Source organism: Mucilaginibacter humi (assembly GCF_013087555.1).
The window spans coordinates 1-23,885 of sequence record NZ_JABFCR010000002.1 but is presented as its reverse complement, the minus strand read 5'-3'; the positions used below and the strand labels follow the sequence as shown (position 1 = coordinate 23,885).

Here is a 23,885-nt window from a genome sequence, read left to right as displayed (position 1 = left end):
ATTTTGCCATGCGTGCGGGCAGGAAAACCTGGAGCTGAAGGAAAACTTTGGCCACATGATGAACCATGCTATAAGCGACTATTTCCATTTTGACCACCAGTTCTTTCATACTTTAAAGCCGTTATTATTCAAGCCCGGCAAACTCACCAACGAGTATATGGCCGGCAAACGGGTACAATACCTGCACCCTGTAAAAATGTACATCTTTATTAGTTTGGTATACTTTTTACTGCTGTTTCAAAGCGGATTTGAGCCTGTAAAAGTTAACCAGACACACAACGGAAAACCAACTAAAAAAGAAATTGCCGCTAATGCTAAAGAGTTAGATAAAGTCCTAAAAGACCCTAACGTACCCGGCTTTGCAAAAAAATTGGTGGCTAAAGAGAAAGCGAAGCTTGACACTTCAGGAAAAGGGATTGTTAAAATTACTGAAAGTGACGATATCGACATTGATGACTCTGGAGTACACGGTAAAATTACCCGCTTACCGTGGTTCAAGCCGGGATTCTACTTATGAAGCATACCTGACTAAACAGCAGAAAATGCCGGCTGATGAGCGCGATGGATTTTTAATGAGGATATATAATAAAAAGGCATTTCATTACCGGGAAAAATATGGCGAACGGGCCAAAGAAGTTTTTTTTTGATGAGATAAAACATAACATCCCTAAGATGATGTTTTTATTGCTGCCTTTGTGCGCCATTATTTTCAGAGTTACTTTTTGGCGCAACAAAAAATTTTATGTTGAGCACCTGATATTTACTTTTCACCTGCATTGCTTTATTTTTTTATACCTGGCTATTATTATGATCCTGCAGATGGTAATACCCAAAACCCGGGGAATAGAAGGCTGGCTTAGCTTTGCAGGGTTTTTAGGTATAAACTGGTACATATACCGTGCGCTCCGCGTGTTTTATAATCGCAGCCGCTGGCGTACAATAAGCAAAATGATAGGCGCAAGTTTTATGTACCTGCTGATGTTTTCAATCTGTATAACAATTGTTTCTATACTAACCGCACTTGCAATATAGCGCGATAGATTAAAACAACTTATAAGCTAACGAAAGATTAAACAGGTTGATTTTGGTTGAGCCTGTACCGTAATCTTGTTTAGTTAGGCCGGCCTCATAACGCAAGTCGACAGATAAGCTGCGAATGTCAATACCGGTGCCCACCTGCCATGCATAATTTTGGTTTTTATAATTTAAAGAAGTTATACTACTTACCGCTGACCCGTAGTTTTGATCTTTATTAATAGCAAATGATACCAATGGACCGGTATAAAACCCGGCACCGAAGCCAAACGCGCCAATTTTGCCGCCTACCAATAACGGTACATCAACGCTGGTAAATTTACGCTCTATACCATCAACAGTAACGTTTTTACCGGTTACATATGCTTCGGGCTGGAAATTAAAGCCAAGCGCCCCAAACCGTGCCCAGATACCGCCAAGATAGCCCGCGTTATTACTGCTGGCAAATGTGCCGCTTTTTGAAATACTGGTTAAATTCATCCCCCTTTAAGCCCGAATTGAAAGCTTGGGATGATTTGTGCTTTGGTTATAGCTATAGATGTTATGCAAATGGTTAGGGTAAATAGTAGCTTTTTCATGGTTGTGGGATTTATAATTTTTCAAAACTAAATAAAAAATGCTGTCGTTTCGAAGCGTAGCGAGAACTTCTCTCTTGAGCGATAGCGAAAAAATCTTATAAGCTATAACAGATTATATGCCTGGCGTATAAGATTCCTCCTCGTACCTCGTTCGGAATGACAAAAAAGCGGGGTTTTTAGGTTTGTATTACCCCCACATTAAATGCCTTCTCAATAGGTGCATGGTTTGCTGCTTCAATACCCATTGATATAATGGTGCGTGTTTCCAATGGATCAACAATACCGTCAATCCAGAGGCGAGCCGCTGCATAATAGGGTGTGGTTTGCGCGTTATACCTGTCAGTAGTTACCTTTAATAGTTCGGCTTCTTTCTGTTCATCCACATCCTCGCCACGAGTCTTCATACCGGCTGCCTGCATTTGTACCAGTGTTTTAGCAGCTTGTGATGCACCCATTACCGCTATTTTAGCTGATGGCCGTGGCATAGATCAGCCGGGGATCATACGCCTTACCGCACATGGCATAATTGCCTGCGCCGTACGAATTACCTATAATAAACGTAAATTTAGGGACTACCGAATTGGCTACCGCGTTAACCATTTTAGCACCATCTTTTATAATCCCGCCCTGCTCTGACCGGCTGCCGACCATAAACCCGGTGACATCCTGTAAAAACACCAGCGGTATTTTCTTTTGATTGCAATTCATAATAAAGCGGGTTGCTTTGTCTGCCGAATCAGAATAGATTACGCCGCCAAACTGCATCTCGCTTTTTTGATTTGATGACTTTACGCTGGTTGGCAACAATACCAACCGCCCAGCCATCAACCCTGCCTAATCCGCAGATGATGGATTGTCCGTAACCCTCTTTGTATTCTTCAAATTCCGAATTATCTAACAAGCGCAAAACTATCTCACGCATATCATAAGCCTTCTCGCGGTTGTCGGGCAATATGCCATAGATATCTTTCATATCCAGTTTAGGTGAGGCCGATTTTATGCGATCAAATCCTGCTTTGGTATAATCACCGGTCATGCTCATGATCTTACGGATAGAATCAAGCGCAGCCTTATCATTAGGCTGTTTGTAATCGGTAACGCCTGATATTTCGCAATGCGTTGTAGCGCCGCCTAAAGTTTCATTATCAATATCCTCGCCTATGGCGGATTTTACCAGATACGATCCCGCCAGAAAACAGAACCCGTGCCCTCTACTATCATGGCTTCATCGCTCATAATTGGCAAGTATGCACCACCGGCAACACATGAACCCATAATGGCCGAGATCTGGATGATACCCATACTGCTCATTAAAGCATTGTTGCGAAATATGCGGCCAAAGTGCTCTTTATCCGGGAAGATCTCATCCTGTAAAGGCAAATAAACGCCTGCCGAATCAACCAGGTAAATAATAGGCAGCCGATTTTCCATGGCTATTTCCTGCGCACGCAAATTCTTCTTAGCGGTTATCGGGAACCACGCTCCTGCTTTAACCGTAGCATCATTGGCAACAATTACACATTGCCTGCCCGATACATAACCAATACCTGTTATTACCCCACCCGAAGGGCAGCCGCCATGCTCGCTGTACATATCCTCGCCTGCAAACGCGCCAATTTCCAGCCAGTTGCTATTCTTATCAATCAGGTAAGTCACCCGCTCACGGGCCAGCATCTTACCTTTTTCTTTTTGTTTGGCCGCGGCTTTTTCGCCGCCGCCCCGGTATATTTTTTTAGCCGGGTAGTTACATCAAACGCCAGTTGCTTGTTAACATCTTCGTTTTTATTGAATTCGATATCCATAAAACAGGTTTATTCGGAAAAATACAATTTAGGTAAAAAACGATTGGTAGCTCGTTTTTAATGATCCAAACAAAAAACGTATTTGTAACTTTTTTGTTGCAAAAAGTTTAGAAATGCAACTAAGCTTATGCGGATTCGTATAACCAGTATCTAAACCCCTAATCCATGATAATTCTAACAATAGCTTATTTGTGTAAACGCTTTAATGTATTACGGCGTAGTTAGCGTTTGGTTTTAAACCATTAAATACTGCGTCAATGCTATATGACTGTGCCTGACTCAGGCATAGTCATTAATAAAATTCACTTTATTTTTTAAGAGAGATTTCTATTCTTGAACCAAACCTCATCCGGCTCAATTTTTACATTTTCCATCAGGTCCACCAACTCAATAGCATCTGTCGATGTGATGACCAACTGGCGGTTTACAGGTTTAAGGAAACGCTGCTCAACCATTACGTCCATTTGTTTTAACAGGTTATCGTAAAAGCCGTTAACATTTAATACACCTACCGGGTGGTGGTGCAGGCCCAGCTGCAGCCAGGTTAATACTTCAAAAAATTCTTCGAGGGTACCAAATCCACCGGCAGCATAATAATGCCATCGCAAAGATCGTTCATCATTTGCTTGCGTTGGTGCATATTCCCCACAATATGCATTTCGGTTAAGCCGGTATGGCCAACCTCTTTATCCATCAAAAATCCGGGGATAACGCCGATAGCTTTACCGCCACGTGTTAATACGGCATCAGCTATCAGGCCCATTACGCCTACCTTTCCACCACCAAAGACAAGGGTGATGTCTTTACTCACCATCACCTCGGCCAGTAGTTCGACTGCTTCCTTTAATACCGGATCGCCATTGTAATTGGCCCCGCAGAATACGCAGATGGATTTCATGTATGAATTATTGATTTATTGAATTACTGAATTATAGCCTTATAGTATTATCAAATCAATCAATAATTCCATAAGTTAATAAATCAGTAATTAACGGGTATAATTCGGTGCTTCCTTAGTTATCGTTATATCATGCGGGTGCGACTCGCGGATACCGGAGGCTGTTATACGTACAAATTTGGCTTGCTGCAGCGCCTCAATATCTTTGGCACCACAATAACCCATACTGGCACGAAGTCCGCCTACAAACTGGTATATCACTTCTGACAACGTCCCTTTATAAGGCACACGGCCCACAATGCCTTCGGGCACTAATTTCTTAATATCATCCTCTACATCCTCGAAGTAACGGTCTTTTGATCCCTGCTCCATCGCTTCTATCGAACCCATACCACGGTATGATTTAAAACGGCGGCCTTCATAAATAATGCTCTCGCCCGGCGATTCTTCAACGCCTGCGAATAATGAGCCTGCCATGATCGTTCCTGCACCAGCTGCAATAGCCTTGGCAATGTCGCCGGTGTGTTTAATACCACCGTCGGCAATAACAGGAACGCCTGTGCCCTTCAACGCCTTAGCACACTCAAAAACTGCATATAACTGCGGAACGCCCACACCTGCAATAATGCGGGTAGTACAAATAGAACCCGGGCCTATACCAACTTTCACACCATCGGCACCGGCATCGGCAAGGGCTTTTGCGCCATCGCCGGTAGCTACGTTGCCTGCAATAACCTGCAGATTAGGGTACTTTGCTTTAACTTCTTTTAATTTATCAATAACACCTTTTGAGTGTCCATGCGCGGTGTCAATGGCGATAACATCAACGCCGGCCTTTACCAGGCATCTACCCTGTCCATAGTATCGGCAGTAACGCCAACAGCGGCACCTACGCGTAAACGGCCGTGCTCGTCTTTACAGGCATTAGGGAAGTTTTTGAATTTCTGGATATCTTTAAAAGTGATCAGACCGATCAATATACCGTCTTTATCAACTACCGGTAGTTTTTCAATTTTATGCTCTTGTAATATACCTTCCGCCTGCGATAAGGTAGTACCTGCCGAAGCAGTGATCAGCTCAGTGCTGGTCATCACTTCCTGCACAGGTTTGGCCAGGTCTTTCTGGAAACGAAGATCGCGGTTAGTGATAATACCTTTCAGCTTGTTATCCTCGCCTACAACGGGGATGCCACCGATCTTAAACTCGCGCATTATTTTAACAGCGTCGCCTACGGTTGATGCTTCATGCAGGGTAATGGGGTCCTGGATCATTCCGCTTTCCGAGCGTTTTACTTTGCGTACCTCATCAGCTTGTTTGGCAATGGTCATGTTTTTGTGCAGCATGCCTAAGCCGCCGGCCCGGGCCATAGCGATAGCCAGCTGCGCTTCGGTAACGGTGTCCATAGCGGCTGATACCAACGGCACATTTAACCTGATATTACGGGTTAAAAACGAGCTGGTGTTAACATCGCGCGGTAAAACTTCTGAATAAGCCGGGAGTAGTAATACGTCATCGTAGGTTAATCCTTCGGCAACAAATTTTGATGGGTCTGACTGCATAGCAAATAATTATTTGGAGGTATTATTTGCCGGGCAAAGCTAAGGTTTTATTTCGGATTTCGGAAGCGGGATTTCGGAATTGTTTAATCTTATTGTCATTTGATGAGGAGAGAAATCTATACCTAATTTAACGCGCGTATAGATTTCTCCCGTTGGCCGATAGGACAGGCAGCTTGTTAATACTTACCTACTATCACCTTATAAAACCCATTATAATCCAGATAAGTATCAGCAAGTCTCAATAACTCTTCGGCTGTTACATTTTTTACAATGTTGGTATAACGATCATAATATTCATAGCCGATACCTGAGAAATACAGGTTTTTAAATTTGTCGGCATGCGAGAACACATTCTCCAAACTACCCAATAACGAACCCAGCATATAGTTACGCACCAGGTTCAGTTCATCCTCGGGGATCAGTTCGGTTTTTAAGAGGTTGATCTCTTTTTCAATTTCGATGGTAGCGGCTTTGCAGACATCGGCACCCACCTCGGTAGCGATAAACAAGGCCCCACCCTGCTTATAGGACGTTATGCCCGATCCAATGCCATAAGTGTAACCTTTGTCCTCGCGGATATTATTCATCAGCCTGGAGCCAAAATAGCCCCCTAAAACGGTGTTTAAAACCTGAACTGCCGGGAAGTCGGGATGCTCGCGGTTAATAAATGGTGTACCCATGCGTATGGCCGATTGTAATGCTTCCGGTTTTTCTACATAATAGAAGCACTCGGCAGCACGGTTTACTTCGGGTTGCGTAATATCTGCCGGGGTTGCCGGTTTTCCCAACCCTCGCCAAAAGTACCGGCCAACAGGTCGAGCGCCGGCTGTTCAACTTTGCCTGCAATAATAATGGTGCAGTTTGATGGCTGGTACATTTGTTTAAAATGCGTTAGCAGGTCATCACGCTGCAGGGTATTGTACGTATCTACCTCGGCAGTTAAGCCGTAAATAGTGTCGCCATAAAGCGCCTTATTAAAGGTGCGACGGGCAACTACATCATTTTTTGAAGGCTTACCTGTAGCTTTTGCTGCTGGTTGCGGATAAATGTTTCCAGCTCCTTTTGTGGGAAGATGGAATTAGTCAGGATATCCTTAACAACCGGCAAAGTTTTATCCAGTGTTTGGTTAACGAATAAAGCGTAACCAACGATTGCTCAAAACCATAATCGACCGACAGGAACGCGCCGTAAAAATCGATCTTATCGGCAATCTCCGCGCCTGTTAAACTGGTTGTACCATCGGTAAGCATCGTATTGGTCGCCGTGTTTAACAACGGCTTCGCCGGATCAAAACGCAGGTTGCTAAATATCCATTCTATCCGTACCAGTTCCTGATCGCCCGAGTTAAAGCAGAATACGTCGCAGCCATTCGCCAATGTTTGTTTAGCCGGTTGCAATAAGTTTATATTTTCTATCGCCCTAAATTCGGGCGCCAATTTTCTATCAATCATTTTGTTCCGCTAAATATATTAGGGTTGACGAATTATCTTTTCTGAAAAGTTTATTAGCTTCTTCTTTTATTTGCGCAGGTGTTACCGCCAAAAATTTCCGGGTTTCACTATTCAACAACTCAGCATCTCCTAATAGCTCGTAATAAGCCAGGTTCATCGCTTTATCTAACAGTGACATTTCTGAGAATATCATGGTCGACTCAGTTTTGTTCTGGACCTTGGTCAGCTCATCAGCAGGCACCAATTCTGTTTTTAATAATTCTACCTCTCCCCACAATGCGGCTTCAGCTTGCTCTATAGTAACACCTTCTGTAGGTTTGCCTTCCAGTACAAACATGCCTTTATCCAAACTGCCAAACACATAAGCATGCACCTCGCTAAACAGCTGTTTATCCTTCACCAGGTTACGGTACATCCGCGATGAATTACCCCGCGACAGGATATCAGATATCAGTTCGACCGCGTAAAACTCTGGCTCCCGCCTGCCCGGCATTTGCAATGCTATGTATACATCATTCAATGGTACTTTAGCCTTAACGGTTTCGCGGCGCTCTTCGTGCTGCTCGGGCTCCTGCGGTAAATTACGGTGATATTTTTCGCCTGCCGGGATAGGGCCGAACCATTTTTCCGCCAGTTCTTTTACCTGATCCAGCTTTACATCTCCCCGACAACCATAATGGCGTTTTGCGGGTTGTAATGCTTTTTAAAGAAAGCTTTTACATCCTCAATCTTCGCGTTTTCTATATGCTCAATATTTTTGCCGATGGTATCCCAAAGGTACGGGTGCTTTTTATAAACCATTGGGCGTAAACGTAACCAAACATCGCCGTAAGGCTGATTTAAATAACGCTGTTTAAACTCCTCAATAACCACTTTGCGCTGCACTTCAAGGCTTTCTTCGCTAAAAGCAAGGCTCAGCATTCGGTCGCTTTCCAGCCAAAAGGCGGTTTCTAAATTGGCCGATGGCAGCGTGATGTAATAGTTTGTGATATCATTACTGGTAAAGGCATTATTCTCGCCGCCTACCTGTTGCAGCGGCCCATCATAATTGGGGATATTTACCGATCCGCCAAACATCAGGTGCTCAAATAAATGCGCGAAGCCGGTTTGCTCAGGGTTTTCATCGCGGCTGCCAACATCATACAAAATGTTAACTACGGCCATCGGGGTGGTATTATCTTCGTGAACAATAACCCGCAGGCCATTATCCAGTGTAAATCGGTTGAATTTAACCATTGATGTATTATTCGTTATAATAGTAGTTGGCAAATGTATAATTTTTAACTTGTAGATATGACTATTTGAGAATTAGACGACGTTAAAATTACCTATCTTTAACTCAACAGGACATATCATTATTTAAATGGACCAGGCCGAACTTGTTAAACAAATTGCTGCCAACATTGGTAAAGTAAAAGTATTGCATCTGACTAAAATCCTTAATGAGCAAAAATTTAACCTGCGCGACCTGGTAGCCATCACATTTCATCCTGATAAAGATATTGCCTTCAGGGCCGCCTGGTTGCTTGAAAACGTGTTCCTGCAAAAACCAGAAGAAGCACTTGCCGCAACTGGATTACCTGTTAGCGGGCATTGACAAAGTAAAACACCCCGGTCCGCAAAGACATTATGCTAAAATAGTGATGCATATTACCGACGCTGGTGCCCCTCAAATCATAAAGGATAAAGTAGCAACGATGGATTTTAAGCCTGTGGTTGAAAAGCTATTCGACTGGATGATTGATCCCAAGGTAAAAATAGCAGTTAAAGCTTTTGCTGCCGAAGCATTGTTTAACCTGCGTCATAGGTATGACTGGATTACCGGAGAACTGGCGAACCAACTGCAATTTATGATGCGTGATGGCAGCCCGGCTATACAGGTGAGAGGGAAGAAGTTGTTGAAGGATTTATAGAATATCGGATTTCGAATATCGAATTTATCGCTACTTTTAAACACATCCGAAATTGAAAATACGAAATCCGATATTAACGAATTACGCCGATGGCCTGTCGCTGCCATGCAGGTTTTGGCTTACCATATAATGATGCAGCTTAGCTTGTATAGCCGACGAGCTATCATCAGCATAAGTACCGTAAGCGTTTACAATAATCCCTTTTAAGTTATATTTAGGCGAACTAACCGCGTATACAATTGACATATCGGCCGGGTTACTTGGCCCCTCGAAGCGATAAAACTCATCTATCGAGAAATCATCGGCAGTCATGTGTATATCTTGTGATTTATCGTCTATCGTGTCGCCCTCCATGCTTAAGTTGGCGGTATATCCTCTTTTCATTAGGTCGTTAGTGGCATCCACTAAGGTTTCGTAGTTTTCCATGGTAGTTGTAGTTTAAGTAAAAGGCAGCAATAATGCAGCCAGTTTCTTAAACCCAGAAACAGGTATGGTTGTTTGAAGTGTTAAGAAGATTTTTTCAGAAGAATTTACACTTCCTTATCAGCGTCCCATTTTTCAAGATAATGCGCTATCCTGCTAAGGAAAGATCCGCCTAACGCACCGTCAACCACCCTATGGTCATAGGATAACGACAGGAACATCATGTGCCTTATAGCAATTACGTCCCCCTCGGGCGTTTCAATAACGGCGGGCTTCTTTTTAATAGCTCCTACGGCCAAAATAGCTACCTGCGGCTGGTTAATAATAGGCGTACCCATTACATTACCAAATGTACCTACGTTAGTTATGGTGAAAGTGCCGTCCTTAACATCATCAGGCTGTAATTTACCTGTGCGCGCCTTAACAGCAAGGCTGTTAACCGCTTTGGTAAGGCCAAGCAGGTTTAACTCATCTGCCTGTTTAATAACAGGTACTATCAGGTTACCGTTTGGCAGTGCCGTTGCCATGCTGATATTTATAGCGGCTTTTTTAATGATTTGTGTACCATTAACGGTAATATTAACCATCGGGAAGTCTTTTATAGCTTTTACTACCGCCTCGATAAATATAGGGGTGAAAGTGATTTTTCGCCCTCTCGTTTCTCGAAGCTGTTCTTAATCTTCTCGCGCCATAATACCAGGCTGGTTACGTCGGCCTCGACAAACGAGGTAACGTGCGGCGAGGTATGCTTGCTCATTACCATATGGTCGGCAATTAAGCGGCGCATCCTGTCCATTTCAATTATCTCGTCAACCAGCGGTTTGGCCGGTTCGGCTTTTGGCGCATTAGGCTGGGCCGGTTTTGCCTGCGCAGGTGCCGCTTGCTGTTGTGGTGCTGCCTGTTGTTGTGGTGCCGATGAGGCAACAGGTGCGGCTTGCGCCTGTGGAGTAACCACTCTATTGCGCACATAAGCTAACAGGTCATCTTTGGTTAAACGCCCTTCCGAACCGCTGCCCGGTATCCGGTCCAACTCGGCAATGCTGATGTTTTCCTGCTGGGCGATATGCTTTACTAAAGGCGAATAAAATCTTGATTCGCTCTTTACCTGTTCTGTTGATGGTGCTGCTACCCCGTTTCTTTGTGCAAGTTGCTCCATACCCGGTATGTTTGGTTGGGGCTGGGGCGCCGATGGTTGAGCAGTTTGCTGTGGCGCAGCTACAGGTGCCGGTTGAGGTGTTGGTGTTGGTGCAGCAACCGGTTGAGGCGCAGGCGCGGCAACAGGCTGGGATGCAGGAGCCGCTTTTTCAGGCTCGTCTGTTTCAATAACGGCTATAACTGCCCCTACCTGTACAATCTCGTCTTCTTTACAACGTTGTTCAACTAATCTTCCTGCTACGGGCGACGGAACTTCAGAATCGACTTTATCAGTAGCAATTTCCATTACCGCGTCGTCTGCTTCAATATAATCACCCGGTTTTTTAAGCCACTTAATTATAGTTGCTTCTGCAACGCTTTCACCCATCTTCGGTAACAACAGCTGATATTTAGCCATACAATAAAATATAGTTCTTGGTCAAAATTAGATAAAAGATTGTTTACTTCTCAACATCCTTTAGTAAAGTATTCAACATAAATAACGCGCTTGTAGCGCTCCGTTCAATATTTTGCTGCCTTTTGGAGCCAAATGTGAATTTCTTTCTGACGGTTTTTTGGGCGCAGGCCACCGCTATCCAAACCGTGCCGACAGGTTTATCAGGCGTTCCGCCATCAGGGCCCGCAATACCGGTTACTGCAATAGCAAAATCCGATTTAAAATTACGCAATGCACCTTCCACCATTTCAACAACGGTTTCTTCGCTTACCGCGCCGTGCTGCACTAAGGTGTCGCTTTTTACGCCTAAAACACTTTCTTTTAATTCATTCGAATAAGAAACCGCCCCGCCAAAAACACTTTTGATGAACCGGCATGCTGTGTAAACAGGTGCGATATATAACCGCCGGTGCAGCTTTCGGCAACCGAAAGGGTTAGTCCCCTTTGGTCCATATAATCTAAAATGGCTTTTTCAATCGGGAGATCTTCTGTGGCGACTACAAAGGCACCTACCCGCTCAACAATTTTTGAAGTGTATTTTTCAATCTCCTGCGTTAAGGCAGCTTCATCGGCTCCCTGCCCGCTTAAGCGTAAACGCACCTGGCCCAGCTTAGGCAAATAGGCCAGTTTGAGATGGGCGGGTAAAGAGTCTTCAATATCAGCAATGCGTTCTGATAAGTAAGATTCGCCCTCGCCTACTGTTAAAATCGTTTTATGGACGATGAACGGAAGTTTAAACGACGCCTTCAGTTTTGGTATAACCTCCTCTTCCATCATGTACATCATCTCGAAAGGCACACCCGGCATAGATACATAGATCTTGCCATCAACATTAAACCACATCCCCGGCGCAGTTCCGTTTTTGTTAACAATAACTTCGCAATTAGCCGGGACCTGCGCCTGTAGCCGGTTAATTTCAAGCATGGGCCGGTTATATTTTTCGAAGATCCTGAGCACGTTGTTCAAAGCGTCTTCGTTTTCAACCATACCCACGCCAAAATATTCGGCAAGGGTATTTTTGGTGATGTCATCCTTTGTGGGGCCAAGGCCTCCGGTAATTAAGATAATGTCTGCTCTTTCGGCCGCTTCTGCCAATGCGGTAAGGATATGCTGCTTATCGTCGGATACAGAAGATATTTGCTTTACACGGATGCCCGCATTGTTGAGCTGCTGTGCCATCCAGGCCGAATTGGTATCAACAATCTGCCCTATTAATATTTCATCGCCTATAGTTATTATTTCTGCAAGCATGGTGTTATTGATTAAAGTTGGCATTGCTGGTATAATCGCTTCTTTTACTCAGTTTTAATGCCTGTAAAACAGCCGATTTCACCCTTAACGTAACGTTGTAGGATTTAAAGTAACCAAACGGCAGCCACTGTATTGAGAGGTCCCAGCAATGCAGATCGCGATAGATAGCAAACGAGGTGGCACTACTTAGCTGGCCAACTTTTAAATCGTAGTTGGTATTGAATTGTACTTTCCATTTAGCGGTAAGGCTTATATCGCCACTTAACATTATTGTATTAGTTGTTTGACTTGCGATGTAGGCGTTTGAGTAGCTAAAGTTATAATTAAGCGTTAGGTTCCATGGGATGTTGAAATCAATATATGCGCTTGGATCACTATTAAGCAAAGCCAGGCTTTGGCGTTGTTGTGCGGTAGCGTTGGCAAGGCTATTTATCCGTGCTGCTGTGCTATTGTCATTATAATTATTTTCGCCATTTTTCGACGGATGAAACGCAGCCGGGTTTAATGAACCACCTATAGAGAGGCTAAAATTGGTAAGCATAGGTATTTTACCATCCTGCCAGGTATACCTGTTTATTTGCCGTATGTATTTAGCCATTTGCCCGTTGGATATAGAATCGCGCACCTGGGTAACATACGGGTCAAAATTAGCACTGAAGCTTACGTTTATTTTATCATGAAACAACCCGGTATGGCCCGATACGGAAATTGGCGACAGGTTTAATGAGTCGGCCGCGAAATTGTAAAAAGTATTAAACGACAAACTTTGCAGCAACTGTATTTTCTTGTCATCCTGCACACTATCCGTGCTTTTGGCCCTCACCTTTGCCTCCAGGGTTATTATCAACGCTTAAACTTATACCAGCTTGCTTTCCGCCCCCGGGCCACCGTATACCGCTCCGTTATAAATAGAATAGCGTTGATAAACAACCGGGTACGGCACAGTAGCATTACTTACAATTAACCGATTATAAGGCCTGTCAAGCCCCGAATAATCTGGCGAATAGTTAAACCCTATGCTGGGTGTAATAATGTGCCTTATGGCTTTAATTTTACTATTTTTAAAGTTTAACGTACCATATACTTTAGTTGATATACCGGCACTCAGGTTATAATTACCAACGCGTGTAAAGCCCGGTATAGTGTCAATTACCAATGAATCAGCCCGGGCAAAATGCTCGTTTATGTGTTGAAAATACCAGCGCTCATTATAATTGGCATTTACGTTAAACTGAAAGTAATTAAGTAAGTTAAAATTTAATCCTACCGGTATGGTATGCTGGATACCGTTTTGCATTTTCTTGGTGAGTGTTTCTTTCCTGAAAAGCTCCGACTCGGGCAAATTATTTATGCGGTTGGTGGCCGTCATGGTGTAGGCCATAGTTATTTTCTGATACCATTTTTGCTCGTCGACCCTGTCTTTTTTATCAAACGGGTTTATACTGGCCATACTAAAGTTAACGTTTGGCAATTCCAGCGAAACCGTTTTTTGTGTAAGGTCCTGGCTATGCGAAAGACTGGAAGTTAAGTTAAAAGGCGATCCGGGCCAGGTTTTTGAATATGATATACTTGAACGCAGGGCATTTTGCGTAAGCTGCTGCAAATTATACCCGGTTGAGGCCGGATTGTTCCTGTAAAAACTTGAGGTACCGGCATTTACAGAGGCGCTAAAAGTACTGCCCGGGCTTGCATTTGGATTTTGACTATGTTGCCAGTTAATATGGAAATCGCGCGCCGGCGGATCGCCGGGTAAGGCATAATTATGCGAGCCATAACTAAGTGCTACGTTTCCATTGTACTTATACCTTTTCATATAATTCATGGAGCTGCTTACCTCGTACGACCCGTTTGAATAATATGTACCAAGGTTGGTAAGGTCCATATAGTCGTTTATACCTATATAATAGCCAAAATCACGCAGGAAGAAACCTAAGGTGGCATCCTCGCCAAAAGTGGGTATAATTAAACCTGATGACCTTGTATCCGTTTTGGGAAAAAAGCCAAACGGCACCCCAATTGGTAACGGTATACCCTCTATCATTAAATAAGCCGGACCCGAAATAATTCTTTTCTGCTCGCCAATACCTTTGGTAATAACAATGCCGTAATCCGGGTCCTCGCCTCTTGATGGTTTATCGCAGGCGCTGAAAATAACGTTGGCAAGCGCAACCTCCTCTTCGTTTAATTTTTTGGCTTGCCCATGCGAAATGTAGTTGCCATCCTGCTGTGTATAGATGTTCCGGTATTACCGCGTTTGGTTTCATAATTAAACAGTAACGAATCGGATGTTATGGGTTCGTCTTTACCTTGTTTAGAGATAGGACGACCTATGTATCTGCCGGTTTTTTTGTCGCGGAGCCCGCTTGCGAAGATCAGGTGTTTTTTCCTGTCTATCCGTATATACTCGGCATCCAGCTCAAAATCGCCATAAGTTACCCGGGCATTACCAATACGGTAGCTGATGCCTGTTTTAACATCATTATAGCTTGAGTCGGCAATATCTTTGATCTCGGTATTGATATCCGATTTATTTTTTGAGGTATCAGATGCAATAAGCTTCCCGTCACCAGCGTTTTTGTAGCAGAAGTTGACTTAGAATTTCTATCTTTAGTGGTCTTAGGAAGCCGTTTGTTAGAATCAAGCTTTATTATTGTATCTGCAACTGACCTTTTATAACAGCCCTGCTCTTGTTAGCATAAGCTATTATGTTAACCATTAAAATAAGTGCAAATAGAAAAATTAAGTTGGTAAATTTCAAAATTGATTATGAATAGTATTTTTGCAGATATAGTTAACAGCGTTCAAAAATAATGAAAAATAAGGCATTGAAAAGATTGATTTTTGGTTTATTGGCATTACCCGTTTGCTTTTCGTTATTTTCTTTCACAATAATCCCTTCGGTAAGAACTGATACTGTTGTAAATAACGGCTTTAAGTTTAAAACAGTTATTGTTGATGCCGGTCACGGCGATAAAACCACCGGTCCGGGGCACTTCTCGCGTGGTGCCGACGGCACTTTCTCTACCGAAAGACAAGTAACGCTTGCCGTAGCACTTAAATTGCAAAAAGCGATAGAAAAAATATAGCCGGCGTTAATGCGGTGCTTACACGTAAAACACCCGAAGACGTATCGTTTGAACGGCGGGCCGAAATCGCCAATGAAAACAAAGGCAACCTGTTTATCTCTATTCACTGTAACTCGCTCCCTGAAAGAACCATACGCGAACGGGTAGGCACTAAAAGAGGCAAAGGAGTTTATAAAACCGTAAGGGTGGCAGACAGGTCAGGCAAGGGGTTTTGATGCTGGTTTATGCTTTAAAGCGAACCCGCGAACAACAAAATGAAATCAAATCAAACACCTTAGAGGAAGATATAGATAACGGTGGCGTCGATCCAAACGATCCGGAAACCATTATATTAACGAACGAATATAACAGGAAGTTTAGGGTGCGGAGCATAACCATGGCAAATATCCCGGCTAACGAGTTTGTTGATACCGATGGCCGGAGGCTGGAAGGGATACGCGAACAAAGCTTGTATGTGCTTTGCCATGCAGCCATGCCTTCAGTACTGGTTGAGATAGGATATATTAACAACCATGAGGAAGAGGAATACTTAAATTCAGAGGAAGGACAGGAGGCGATAGTGAACACTATTGTGCGGTCTATACAAGTTTATAAAGATAAAGTAGAACAAGTAGTAAGGTAATTGGTTATAGTGATGTCAGATTTCTAATTAAAACAAGCAAGTAAAAGAGATAGATGGTATATTCATCCGTTTAGGAATATTAACATTAATCTTAAATCAACATCACAACTACACATGCAGATATCAAACGAAACAAAAATTGGTGCCTTAACAACAATTGCCATTGCAGTACTAATATTGGGCTACAGCTTTTTAAAAGGAAACGATATATTCTCTGGTTCCAATAAATTTTATGCGGTTTACAAAAGTGTTGACGGACTTACCGTTTCAAAACCGGTTTTAGTTAACGGCTTCCCTATCGGGCACATATCAAAAATGCAATTGGGCGAGGATGGCCGCACTACGGTTGAATTTAAAATTAAAAGCGAGTACAACGTACCGGTTAATACACTGGCCAAGTTGGTAAGTACCGACTTGCTGGGCAGCAAAGCCATCGTATTTCTTTTAGGCGACAGCAAGCAGTATGCCGAGAATAAAGACACCCTGCGTGCCGATATCCGGGTAGCCTGGCCGAAAGCCTGCAGCCTATCCAAACCAAAGCCGAGAATTTGATGACCAAGTTAGATTCGTCGCTGGCGGCAATTAATAAGATATTGAACCCTAACTTTCAACGTAATGTCGATCGTAGCTTTACCAGTATAGCTAATTCATTACAAACACTGGAAGGCACAACCCGGAAGATAGATGCATTGGTAGGCACACAAACCGGACATATCAACGGGATATTGGCTAATGCCGAAACTGTATCGGGCAATTTAAAGGTGACTACAGCCGGTTTAAATAATGTTACTGCCAACTTCCAGAAGTTTAGCGGCGACCTTGCCAACGGGAACATCAAACAGACTTTGGATAACGCCAACAAAGCGGTAGCCGACCTGCAGGCTACTATGGCCAATATCAACAGCAATAAAGGCTCGTTAGGATTATTGATGAATGATGACAAACTCTACAAAAACCTGGAGCAAACATCATATAACATGAACGAATTGTTTATTGATCTGAAGGCCAATCCCAAACGTTATGTACACTTCTCGGTGTTTGGCGGGGGAATAAAAAGGACTAAGTATTAAATACAGAACAAAAAAAGTATACAAAGTCTATTTGCTTAGTAGATTTTTTATAAGTATAATTGCAACAACAATAACATACTTATAAAACCCCTATTATGATAAAACGATTTACACTATCAATTTTATTATTAGCTATATTTGGCATAGCCAAAGCACAAATAACAACTTATCCAAAAGTAACCGGTTTTGTTGCCGTGTTACAACCTTTAACTACCGGACCAAAGCCGGCTTTACCAGCAATTTTGGCAACGCGTATGTAGTGGGCTTTCCGTTTGGTGTAAACATTTTAAAAAGCGACAACTTTGGCGTAAGTTTTGAAGTTGTACCCAGCATACGTACTGAAAAAAATATTTCCAAAATGAGTAATGTAGTGTTCCATCCCGGTGCAATGTTTCGCTTTAAGCACGGCTTTACCTTTATTGGGCGCATGGCTTTTGAAACCGGCGGCCGTTACGGGGTAACACCTGTATTTAATCAGGTTATAAAAAAGGGAAAAGATGCCAGCCTGTATGTTTCGGTGCCCTTACCGGTTAGGTTTGGTAATGATTTGCCTGTGTCTGTTAGTACAGGCATACAAGTAGGCGTTTCTTTTTGATCTTTTGGATTTGTTACGAGCGTTACATAGTAATAGCTTAGTCTATTGGCCTGAACAATGAATTGCGCTTATCAACCAAGGAAGAAAAATCAATATTAAGCGAATTGATTTGCCGTTTCTGTTCATACGTACTGTTTAATTCGTTCATAAACCTATCCATTTCTTTAGCGACTGGATGCAATTGGCGGGCGCAATGCAGCAATTCTTCCGGATCAAGATCGCCTTCGTTAATTAATGTGGTGATGCCCAGCATGGACGAAATGGGCCTGCGTAAGACGTGCGAAATATCGAACAGGATCTGCTCCGCCGATGCGATGTAATCTACCGGGTCGGTAATGTCGCGCGTCGCGCCATACCAGATTACTTTACCATGCTCGTTTTTTTCAGGAACAGCCTGCAACCAGCGCCACCTGAAACTATCTTTAACCACGATGCGGTATTGAAAGCTTATTGCCGTTTCCGATTTATAGGCCTCTTTCAGCTTTTCATGAAAAAGGGCCCGGTCGCCTTCATACCAAACCTCCAGTACCTTATTCGCATCGCGCGAAATCTCCTCCAGATCAGCGGTAAAATTGAAATCTTCGGTCCCACGGTTCACGAAAAGGATGTTCGGTGTACCGTTTTCTTCTATTTCAAACATATACGTATTACCCGGCACCTGGCTGGTTATCTTTTTAATCAGTCGTTCACTTTCCCTGACCTTTTCTTCGGCCTTTACGCGTTCTGTAATATCGGTATGGGTACCCGGCTGATATTGGTTATGTTGCCGTCCTTATCATGCAGCCTTTTGGCACGCGACCAGATCCAAACCCATCCCCCGTTTGCATGCCGCATCCGGAAAAAGCTCTCATATAACTCCGTGGTATCCTCCGATAAAAATTTATCAAAAATTTGGACCGCCCGTTCGCGATCGTCGGGATGGAGACGACTAACCCAAGACATACCCTCTGTATCCTCCCACACGCCTTCAGGTTTATCAATGCCAAGCATGGAAAAATATTGTGCACTATACCATACCCGCTGTGTATCAAGGTCATACTCCCACGCTCCGGTATTTGAAACGTCAATTATAGACTTATAGCGTTCCTCGCTCGCACGCAGCTGTTCCGGGGCTTTCTTCTTTTGTGTAATATCACGGTTGATGGACATATATTGGTAGACCTTTCCTTCCTTGTCAAGAAACGGAACAATGGTGGTATCAACCCAATATAGAGAGTCATCTTTGGCCTTGTTGCAAAATTCTCCCCTGTACGATTTTCCCTCTTGCATAGCTGAAACCAGCCCGGTGAAGTATTCAGGCGGATGCTCACCCGACCACAGCAAGCTATGCGACTGCCCCATTAATTCTTCAGAACTATACTTGCTGATCGTACAGAAATTGTCATTTACAAAGGTAAAACGGCCCTCCACATCAGCAATGCTTACAATAGAAGAAATGTCTAATGCATATCTGTAATCTCTTAGTTCCTTTTCCCGCGCGCTAAGATCATGAACGGTTTGGTCTTTTATAACTTCAGCTTCTTTACGCTTTATAATTTCTCTTTGTAAGGTGATTAAACTGGTGCGCAGGTGATTGATCGCATAATATTGCAATACCAGGATGGTACCAAAAGGGATAATAGCGCTAAACCAGCGACTGATAGGATCATGTATAACTGCCGGCTGAGGCAGATGACCGTTTACTTCGGGTAAGCCAATCCGAAGTCGGCAGCAATGGTTAATAAACCAATGGCAAGCCCCCTCTCCGGCCCAGTAAAAATCCGGCGGTGAGTATGACACTCATTTGCGACAGGATGCCGGGCGCAAACATCCCCCTGCCGAGTAACAGGGAATGGTAATATATAACCAAAGCATTACCGTAAGCGACCAGCTGGCAACGCGGGTGAGCCGCAAATGGTTCAAGCTAAGATTAAAAATGGCGATAAAAAGTATAATACCCAATAACAACAGCCATCGGTACCATAAGTGCGGAAAATAAAATAGCTCGATTACAAGAACCGTTGTAGTTACTATCGACCACACGATGGTCAAAGCATAGACCATATAACTTTGATAGTCTATCTCTTTGTCAGGCGCACGAAAGATTTTGTTCATAAAAGAGACTTAAAATAAATACAGGCATCTGGAAAAAAGGGAATCTGTTTACTTTCAGCTACCGCTTTAATAAATGTACATAACTTTGCGGTAAAATTGCAATTCATGCATCACTGCAATTTTATAATAATGCGCCAATGCGGCCACTAGTGTGTTTGGCCCATGAGGAGAAGGAAGATTATTTTTGGCGAATTATGTCAGGAGCATTTTAAACCACAAACGTCCTGCCTTCAATAGCCAGCCCGGTATTTGGGAATACACTTTGCGCTTCTTCCAATAGCTCGTCTAATGTTTTGTACCGTGCCGAGAAGTGGCCGATAAGCAGCCTTTTGGCATTAACCTTTAAAGCTATTTGTGCGGCCTGCAGGGCAGTTGTATGGTGGGTTTCGTTTGCCCTGTCAACCATGTTATGCAGAAATGTGGCTTCGTGGTAAAGCAGGTCGGCGTTATTTATTTGCCCGAAGTATTGCTCGTTAAATAAGGTATCAGAGCAGTAGGCATACGTTTTTGGTGTGTCAGAATCTATGGTGAGGATATCGTTTTTATAAACTTTGCCTTCTAAATCTGTATAGTCGGCGCCTTTTTTAAGCGAGGTAAAAAACTCGACCGGAACCTGCAGACGTTCCAGTTCATCCTTCAACAATTTGCGCAAGCGCTTTTTCTCTCTGAACAAGAAACCGGTGCAGGGTATGCGGTGATCAAGTGGGATGGTTTCAACCGTAACGTCCTCATTAACCACAATTACCTGTGAGCGGGCAGCATCAACAGGAAAAAACTCAATAGCGTATTGTAGTGTTGTTTCCGAATATTTAAACTGCAGGTCGATAATTTCCATCAGTTGCGGCGGCCCAAATAGCTTAAGCGGCTTTTTGCGCCCGTTTAAATGGAGTGACGACAGTAAACCAACCAGGCCAAGGTAATGGTCGCCGTGCAGGTGGCTGATAAAGATATGATCTATCCGGCTGGCCCTTACATCAAAACGCAACATTTGCTGCTGCGTGCCTTCGCCGCAATCAACCAAATAAAGGCGCTCATTAATATTGAGCACCTGCGATGTGGGATTTCGATTATAAATGGGAGTTGCAGAACTACTTCCGAGAATTGTTACCTCAAATTTCATATCAGGTAAACAATGTAAGTATTATCTTGCTTCTTTTTTAATTCTTTTTCTATCTCCTCCATAAAGATATGGTCAATACCTTCTTCGGATGTAGGGACAATAGTAAGTACAGTTTCTAATTGAGATATGGTAACCAGGGCGCGATACCGCATCATTTAATCCCGTTAGGATAAATGAGCCGCCCGCATTTTTACATAAACGGTGCCCAACCAACAAGCTGCTTAAGCCCGATGAATCGGCAAATTTAACCTGCGAAAGGTCAAGAATAATATTGCGCTGCCCTTCGGTATTGATCAATATTAATTCTGATTTTAGCTGCGGCGTGATCAACGAGTTTAATTTTGACTCATTTAACTTTACCAAAATATATTTCTCGTGTTTATCAACTGTAAACTTCATCTTATTAATTCCGTAATTTAAGTGCTAATATATAATTTTATTTACAAATAAAATCACAATACAGCTAATGCGTTTTTAATTGCGCCCTCTACCCTGTCCAAAACGTTTACTCCTGCAGGTTTTACAAACGCCTCGCCGGTGATCTGTTCGTACAGCTCAATATAGCGTTCTGATATAGATTCTACCTTGTCCGGCGTCATTACAGGCACCACCTGCCCATCTTTCCCCCGGAAACCATTCTCTATCAGCCAGCGGCGCACAAATTCTTTAGACAGCTGCTTCTGCGGTTCGTTATTGGCTTGTCTTTCGGCATAGCCTTCGCTATAAAAATAGCGCGAAGAATCGGGTGTATGGATCTCGTCGATCAGGTAGATCTGGTCGCCTATTTTACCAAACTCATACTTGGTATCAACCAATATTAACCCTTGTTTAGCGGCAATTTCGGTACCGCGGGCAAATAATGCCCGGGTATATTTCTCTAACTTCGCATAATCCTGCTCAGACACAATACCTTTTGCTAAAATATCTTCGCGCGATATGTCCTCATCATGCCCTACTGCCGCTTTGGTTGTCGGGGTGATAATAGGTTGGGGCAATTTATCGTTTTCTTTTAAACCTTCTGGTAAAGTCACACCACAAACCTGGCGCTTGCCGGCAGCATATTCGCGCGCGGCATGGCCCGCTAAATACCCCCGGATAACCATCTCAACTTTAAAAGGCTCGCAAATACGGCCTATGGTGACGCTTGGGTCAGGCACGCTTACCACCCAATTAGGTACAATATCGGCAGTGGCTTTTAAAAATTTGGCGGCAATTTGGTTCAGCACTTGTCCTTTATATGGAATTGGCTCGGGCAACACCACATCAAAAGCTGATATGCGGTCGCTTACCACCATTACCGGTATTTATTAGCTATTGTATAAACATCTCTAACCTTACCTTTATAAAAACTGGTTTGGTTGGGGAAATTAAAATGAGTTTCTTTTATTGCGTTCATTGTGAGTTGTGAGTTGTGAGTGATGAGTTTTGAGTTATCAGCTGGCAAGTAAACACTCACCACTCATAACTCACTACTCAACACTCTACTGAATATCTCCGTAAGCTGCCAAAATTTTGCGTACCAGTTTATGGCGTACAACGTCTTCGCCGCTTAGGTACACTATTTCAATACCTTTTATATCGGTTAATATGCGCAGGGCGGTGTGCAGGCCCGATTGTTGCTTTTTAGGTAAGTCAATCTGCGTAACATCACCCGTAACAATAAATTTGGCCGACGGCCCCATACGCGTTAAAAACATTTTTAGCTGCATATCGGTAGCGTTTTGCGCCTCATCCAATATCACAAAGCAATTATCCAGTGTACGGCCGCGCATAAATGCAAGCGGTGCAATCTCGATAGTACGGTTCTCCGTATAGTTTCAGTTTTTCGGCAGGGATCATATCATCCAGCGCGTCATAAAGCGGGCGCAGGTATGGGTCGATCTTTTCTTTCAAATCGCCCGGTAAAAACCCGGGTTTTCCCCTGCCTCAACAGCCGGGCGGGTAAGGATGATCCGTTTGATCTCTTTATTTTTTAATGCTCTTACCGCCAAAGCAACCGCGGTATAGGTTTTACCGGTACCTGCAGGGCCTATGGCAAACAGGATATCGCTTTTGTTTAGGCTATCAACCATTTTGCGCTGGTTGGCTGTACGCGCCTTAACCATTACGCCATTAGGGCCGAATACGATAACCTCTCCGCTGGCAAATTTATCTGTCGCGGCATCCGCGGGCGCGTTGATATCAATTTTCGAACCTAATACCTGCTCAAGATCAGTTATGTTTAAATTCTCAAACTTCTCAATATGCTGTATCAGCTGATTAAATTTTTCTTCAAAAATAACCAGTTCGCGCTCGTCGCCCAGTACTTTCACCTCACTTCCACGTGCAACTATCTTTAATTTTGGGTATTGTTTTTAATGATCTCGAAGTGATCATTGTTAGGTCCCCATAAAACAGCAGGGTTAATATTTTCAATTGATATTTTAAGCTCGTTCAATAGTAATTTTGATTATTTTGTTGCTAATTTTTATGAATTAAAAATTGAATATTTGCAGCGTCTAACGCTTGTACAAGATTAGTAATAAATATTTAATAAATTTAATGGCAATAATAACTTTAACTACTGATTTGGGCGATAAAGACATTTATCAGGCTGCCCTTAAAGGTAGTATTTTAAAATTGCTGCCAACCGTTAATATTGTTGATATTACCAACAGTGTTGCCGCTTACAATGTACAACAAGCGGCGTTCATTTTAAAAAAATAGTTTCTATTATTTTCCTGACGATACCGTGCATCTTATCGGTATTGATACCGTATACAGCGATAATACCAAGTACCGGCACTAAGGTACAAGA

At 43.2% G+C, this 23,885-nt stretch carries 17 protein-coding genes and 12 pseudogenes; 11 read left to right on the top strand and 18 right to left on the bottom strand.

Annotation, left to right across the window (positions count from 1 at the left end):
- The first annotated feature begins 55 nt into the window (after positions 1-55).
- Together HK413_RS00665 and HK413_RS00660 are read left to right on the top strand one after the other, a co-directional pair.
- On the top strand, positions 56-517 hold the full coding sequence (locus tag HK413_RS00665; protein WP_175268775.1) for a DUF3667 domain-containing protein: 462 nt from the start codon (positions 56-58) through the stop codon (positions 515-517).
- 98 nt (positions 518-615) lie between these two features.
- A complete protein-coding gene (locus tag HK413_RS00660; RefSeq protein ID WP_175268774.1) occupies positions 616-1,032 on the top strand; it encodes a hypothetical protein in 417 nt (138 codons plus the stop codon).
- A gap of 9 nt (positions 1,033-1,041) precedes the next feature.
- On the opposite strand, the gene HK413_RS00655 is transcribed toward HK413_RS00660, so the two are convergent.
- The 7 genes and pseudogenes from HK413_RS00655 to HK413_RS00630 form a co-directional block, all read right to left on the bottom strand.
- Positions 1,042-1,515: an outer membrane beta-barrel protein gene (locus tag HK413_RS00655; RefSeq protein ID WP_246229463.1), complete on the bottom strand. Its 474-nt coding sequence runs from the start codon at positions 1,513-1,515 to the stop codon at positions 1,042-1,044.
- Positions 1,516-1,789: 274 nt separating this feature from the next.
- A pseudogene (locus tag HK413_RS20370) lies at positions 1,790-3,415 on the bottom strand (acyl-CoA carboxylase subunit beta).
- A gap of 314 nt (positions 3,416-3,729) precedes the next feature.
- Positions 3,730-4,229 (bottom strand): annotated as a pseudogene (locus HK413_RS00645) (LOG family protein).
- Positions 4,230-4,403: 174 nt separating this feature from the next.
- Positions 4,404-5,872: pseudogene (gene guaB, locus HK413_RS00640) on the bottom strand (IMP dehydrogenase).
- A 176-nt stretch (positions 5,873-6,048) separates the two neighbouring features.
- Positions 6,049-6,749: pseudogene (locus HK413_RS15835) on the bottom strand (M16 family metallopeptidase).
- Between the two features lie 205 nt (positions 6,750-6,954).
- On the bottom strand, positions 6,955-7,323 hold the full coding sequence (locus HK413_RS15830) for a peptidase M16 family protein (RefSeq protein ID WP_246229457.1): 369 nt from the start codon (positions 7,321-7,323) through the stop codon (positions 6,955-6,957).
- Positions 7,316-8,559: pseudogene (locus HK413_RS00630) on the bottom strand (M16 family metallopeptidase). The gene HK413_RS15830 and the pseudogene HK413_RS00630 overlap by 8 nt, the downstream one beginning before the upstream one ends.
- Positions 8,560-8,686: 127 nt before the next feature.
- On the opposite strand from HK413_RS00630, the gene HK413_RS00625 reads away from it, so the two are divergent.
- Positions 8,687-8,920 (top strand): hypothetical protein, encoded by a 234-nt coding sequence (locus tag HK413_RS00625; protein WP_175268773.1) that lies wholly within the window; start codon positions 8,687-8,689, stop codon positions 8,918-8,920.
- Positions 8,886-9,236 (top strand): hypothetical protein, encoded by a 351-nt coding sequence (locus HK413_RS00620; RefSeq protein WP_175268772.1) that lies wholly within the window; start codon positions 8,886-8,888, stop codon positions 9,234-9,236. Before HK413_RS00625 ends, HK413_RS00620 begins: the two co-directional genes overlap by 35 nt.
- 81 nt (positions 9,237-9,317) lie before the next feature.
- On the opposite strand, the gene HK413_RS00615 is transcribed toward HK413_RS00620, so the two are convergent.
- The 4 genes and pseudogenes from HK413_RS00615 to HK413_RS15825 all read right to left on the bottom strand — a co-directional run bounded on the left by HK413_RS00615 (position 9,318) and on the right by HK413_RS15825 (position 14,563).
- Positions 9,318-9,662 (bottom strand): phosphoribosylpyrophosphate synthetase, encoded by a 345-nt coding sequence (locus tag HK413_RS00615; protein ID WP_175268771.1) that lies wholly within the window; start codon positions 9,660-9,662, stop codon positions 9,318-9,320.
- Between the two features lie 104 nt (positions 9,663-9,766).
- A pseudogene (locus HK413_RS21715) lies at positions 9,767-11,211 on the bottom strand (dihydrolipoamide acetyltransferase family protein).
- Positions 11,212-11,254: 43 nt separating this feature from the next.
- A pseudogene (locus HK413_RS00605) lies at positions 11,255-12,501 on the bottom strand (competence/damage-inducible protein A).
- Positions 12,502-12,505: 4 nt separating this feature from the next.
- Positions 12,506-14,563: pseudogene (locus HK413_RS15825) on the bottom strand (putative LPS assembly protein LptD).
- A gap of 763 nt (positions 14,564-15,326) precedes the next feature.
- On the opposite strand from HK413_RS15825, the gene HK413_RS00590 reads away from it, so the two are divergent.
- The 6 genes from HK413_RS00590 to HK413_RS00570 all read left to right on the top strand — a co-directional run bounded on the left by HK413_RS00590 (position 15,327) and on the right by HK413_RS00570 (position 17,874).
- Positions 15,327-15,587, top strand: a complete 261-nt coding sequence (locus HK413_RS00590) for an N-acetylmuramoyl-L-alanine amidase (RefSeq protein ID WP_175268768.1) — start codon at positions 15,327-15,329, stop codon at positions 15,585-15,587.
- Positions 15,560-15,802: an N-acetylmuramoyl-L-alanine amidase family protein gene (locus HK413_RS00585; protein ID WP_317169156.1), complete on the top strand. Its 243-nt coding sequence runs from the start codon at positions 15,560-15,562 to the stop codon at positions 15,800-15,802. Before HK413_RS00590 ends, HK413_RS00585 begins: the two co-directional genes overlap by 28 nt.
- The gene (locus HK413_RS00580; protein WP_175268766.1) at positions 15,802-16,209 is read left to right on the top strand and encodes an N-acetylmuramoyl-L-alanine amidase; all 408 of its coding nucleotides are present in this window, start codon (positions 15,802-15,804) and stop codon (positions 16,207-16,209) included. The genes HK413_RS00585 and HK413_RS00580 overlap by 1 nt, the downstream gene beginning before the upstream one ends.
- A gap of 114 nt (positions 16,210-16,323) precedes the next feature.
- Positions 16,324-16,761: an MlaD family protein gene (locus HK413_RS20355; protein ID WP_317169144.1), complete on the top strand. Its 438-nt coding sequence runs from the start codon at positions 16,324-16,326 to the stop codon at positions 16,759-16,761.
- Positions 16,761-17,279 (top strand): hypothetical protein, encoded by a 519-nt coding sequence (locus HK413_RS20350; RefSeq protein ID WP_317169143.1) that lies wholly within the window; start codon positions 16,761-16,763, stop codon positions 17,277-17,279. Before HK413_RS20355 ends, HK413_RS20350 begins: the two co-directional genes overlap by 1 nt.
- A gap of 259 nt (positions 17,280-17,538) precedes the next feature.
- Complete coding sequence (locus tag HK413_RS00570; protein ID WP_175268765.1) at positions 17,539-17,874, top strand: hypothetical protein; 336 nt, start codon at positions 17,539-17,541, stop codon at positions 17,872-17,874.
- 37 nt (positions 17,875-17,911) lie between these two features.
- Here the strand turns inward: HK413_RS00570 and HK413_RS00565 are convergent, their stop codons facing one another.
- The 7 genes and pseudogenes from HK413_RS00565 to HK413_RS00540 all read right to left on the bottom strand — a co-directional run bounded on the left by HK413_RS00565 (position 17,912) and on the right by HK413_RS00540 (position 23,525).
- Positions 17,912-18,514 carry a hypothetical protein gene (locus tag HK413_RS00565; RefSeq protein WP_175268764.1) on the bottom strand — a complete coding sequence of 201 codons (603 nt, stop codon included), beginning with the start codon at positions 18,512-18,514 and terminating at the stop codon, positions 17,912-17,914.
- 74 nt (positions 18,515-18,588) lie between these two features.
- Entirely contained in the window at positions 18,589-19,653 is a 1,065-nt protein-coding gene (locus HK413_RS00560) for a PAS domain-containing protein (protein ID WP_175268763.1), read from the bottom strand.
- Positions 19,654-20,176: 523 nt separating this feature from the next.
- On the bottom strand, positions 20,177-21,088 hold the full coding sequence (locus HK413_RS00555) for a ribonuclease Z (RefSeq protein ID WP_175268762.1): 912 nt from the start codon (positions 21,086-21,088) through the stop codon (positions 20,177-20,179).
- A complete protein-coding gene (locus tag HK413_RS20345) occupies positions 21,085-21,243 on the bottom strand; it encodes a hypothetical protein (RefSeq protein ID WP_317169163.1) in 159 nt (52 codons plus the stop codon). Before HK413_RS20345 ends, HK413_RS00555 begins: the two co-directional genes overlap by 4 nt.
- Before the next feature lie 43 nt (positions 21,244-21,286).
- Positions 21,287-21,487, bottom strand: a pseudogene (locus HK413_RS20340) (STAS domain-containing protein); the annotation flags it as partial.
- A 53-nt stretch (positions 21,488-21,540) separates the two neighbouring features.
- A pseudogene (locus tag HK413_RS00545) lies at positions 21,541-22,484 on the bottom strand (phosphoribosylaminoimidazolesuccinocarboxamide synthase).
- Between the two features lie 85 nt (positions 22,485-22,569).
- Positions 22,570-23,525, bottom strand: a pseudogene (locus tag HK413_RS00540) (PhoH family protein).
- Between the two features lie 104 nt (positions 23,526-23,629).
- On the opposite strand from HK413_RS00540, the pseudogene HK413_RS00535 reads away from it, so the two are divergent.
- A pseudogene (locus tag HK413_RS00535) lies at positions 23,630-23,867 on the top strand (SAM-dependent chlorinase/fluorinase); the annotation flags it as partial.
- Positions 23,868-23,885 lie beyond the last annotated feature (18 nt).

Excerpts from the sequence above, each read along its gene's own strand:
- HK413_RS00660 (WP_175268774.1), top strand. The coding sequence starts at position 616 with ATGGCGAACGGGCCAAAGAAGTTTTTTTTTGATGAGATAAAACATAAC.
- HK413_RS00655 (WP_246229463.1), bottom strand. The coding sequence starts at position 1,515 with ATGAATTTAACCAGTATTTCAAAAAGCGGCACATTTGCCAGCAGTAAT.
- HK413_RS20350 (WP_317169143.1), top strand. The coding sequence starts at position 16,761 with ATGACCAAGTTAGATTCGTCGCTGGCGGCAATTAATAAGATATTGAAC.
- HK413_RS00625 (WP_175268773.1), top strand. The coding sequence starts at position 8,687 with ATGGACCAGGCCGAACTTGTTAAACAAATTGCTGCCAACATTGGTAAA.
- HK413_RS00615 (WP_175268771.1), bottom strand. The coding sequence starts at position 9,662 with ATGGAAAACTACGAAACCTTAGTGGATGCCACTAACGACCTAATGAAA.
- HK413_RS20345 (WP_317169163.1), bottom strand. The coding sequence starts at position 21,243 with ATGATGCGGTATCGCGCCCTGGTTACCATATCTCAATTAGAAACTGTA.
- HK413_RS20355 (WP_317169144.1), top strand. The coding sequence starts at position 16,324 with ATGCAGATATCAAACGAAACAAAAATTGGTGCCTTAACAACAATTGCC.
- HK413_RS00555 (WP_175268762.1), bottom strand. The coding sequence starts at position 21,088 with ATGAAATTTGAGGTAACAATTCTCGGAAGTAGTTCTGCAACTCCCATT.
- HK413_RS00580 (WP_175268766.1), top strand. The coding sequence starts at position 15,802 with ATGCTGGTTTATGCTTTAAAGCGAACCCGCGAACAACAAAATGAAATC.
- HK413_RS00565 (WP_175268764.1), bottom strand. The coding sequence starts at position 18,514 with ATGTTTGAAATAGAAGAAAACGGTACACCGAACATCCTTTTCGTGAAC.
- HK413_RS15830 (WP_246229457.1), bottom strand. The coding sequence starts at position 7,323 with ATGATTGATAGAAAATTGGCGCCCGAATTTAGGGCGATAGAAAATATA.
- HK413_RS00665 (WP_175268775.1), top strand. The coding sequence starts at position 56 with ATGATGAACCATGCTATAAGCGACTATTTCCATTTTGACCACCAGTTC.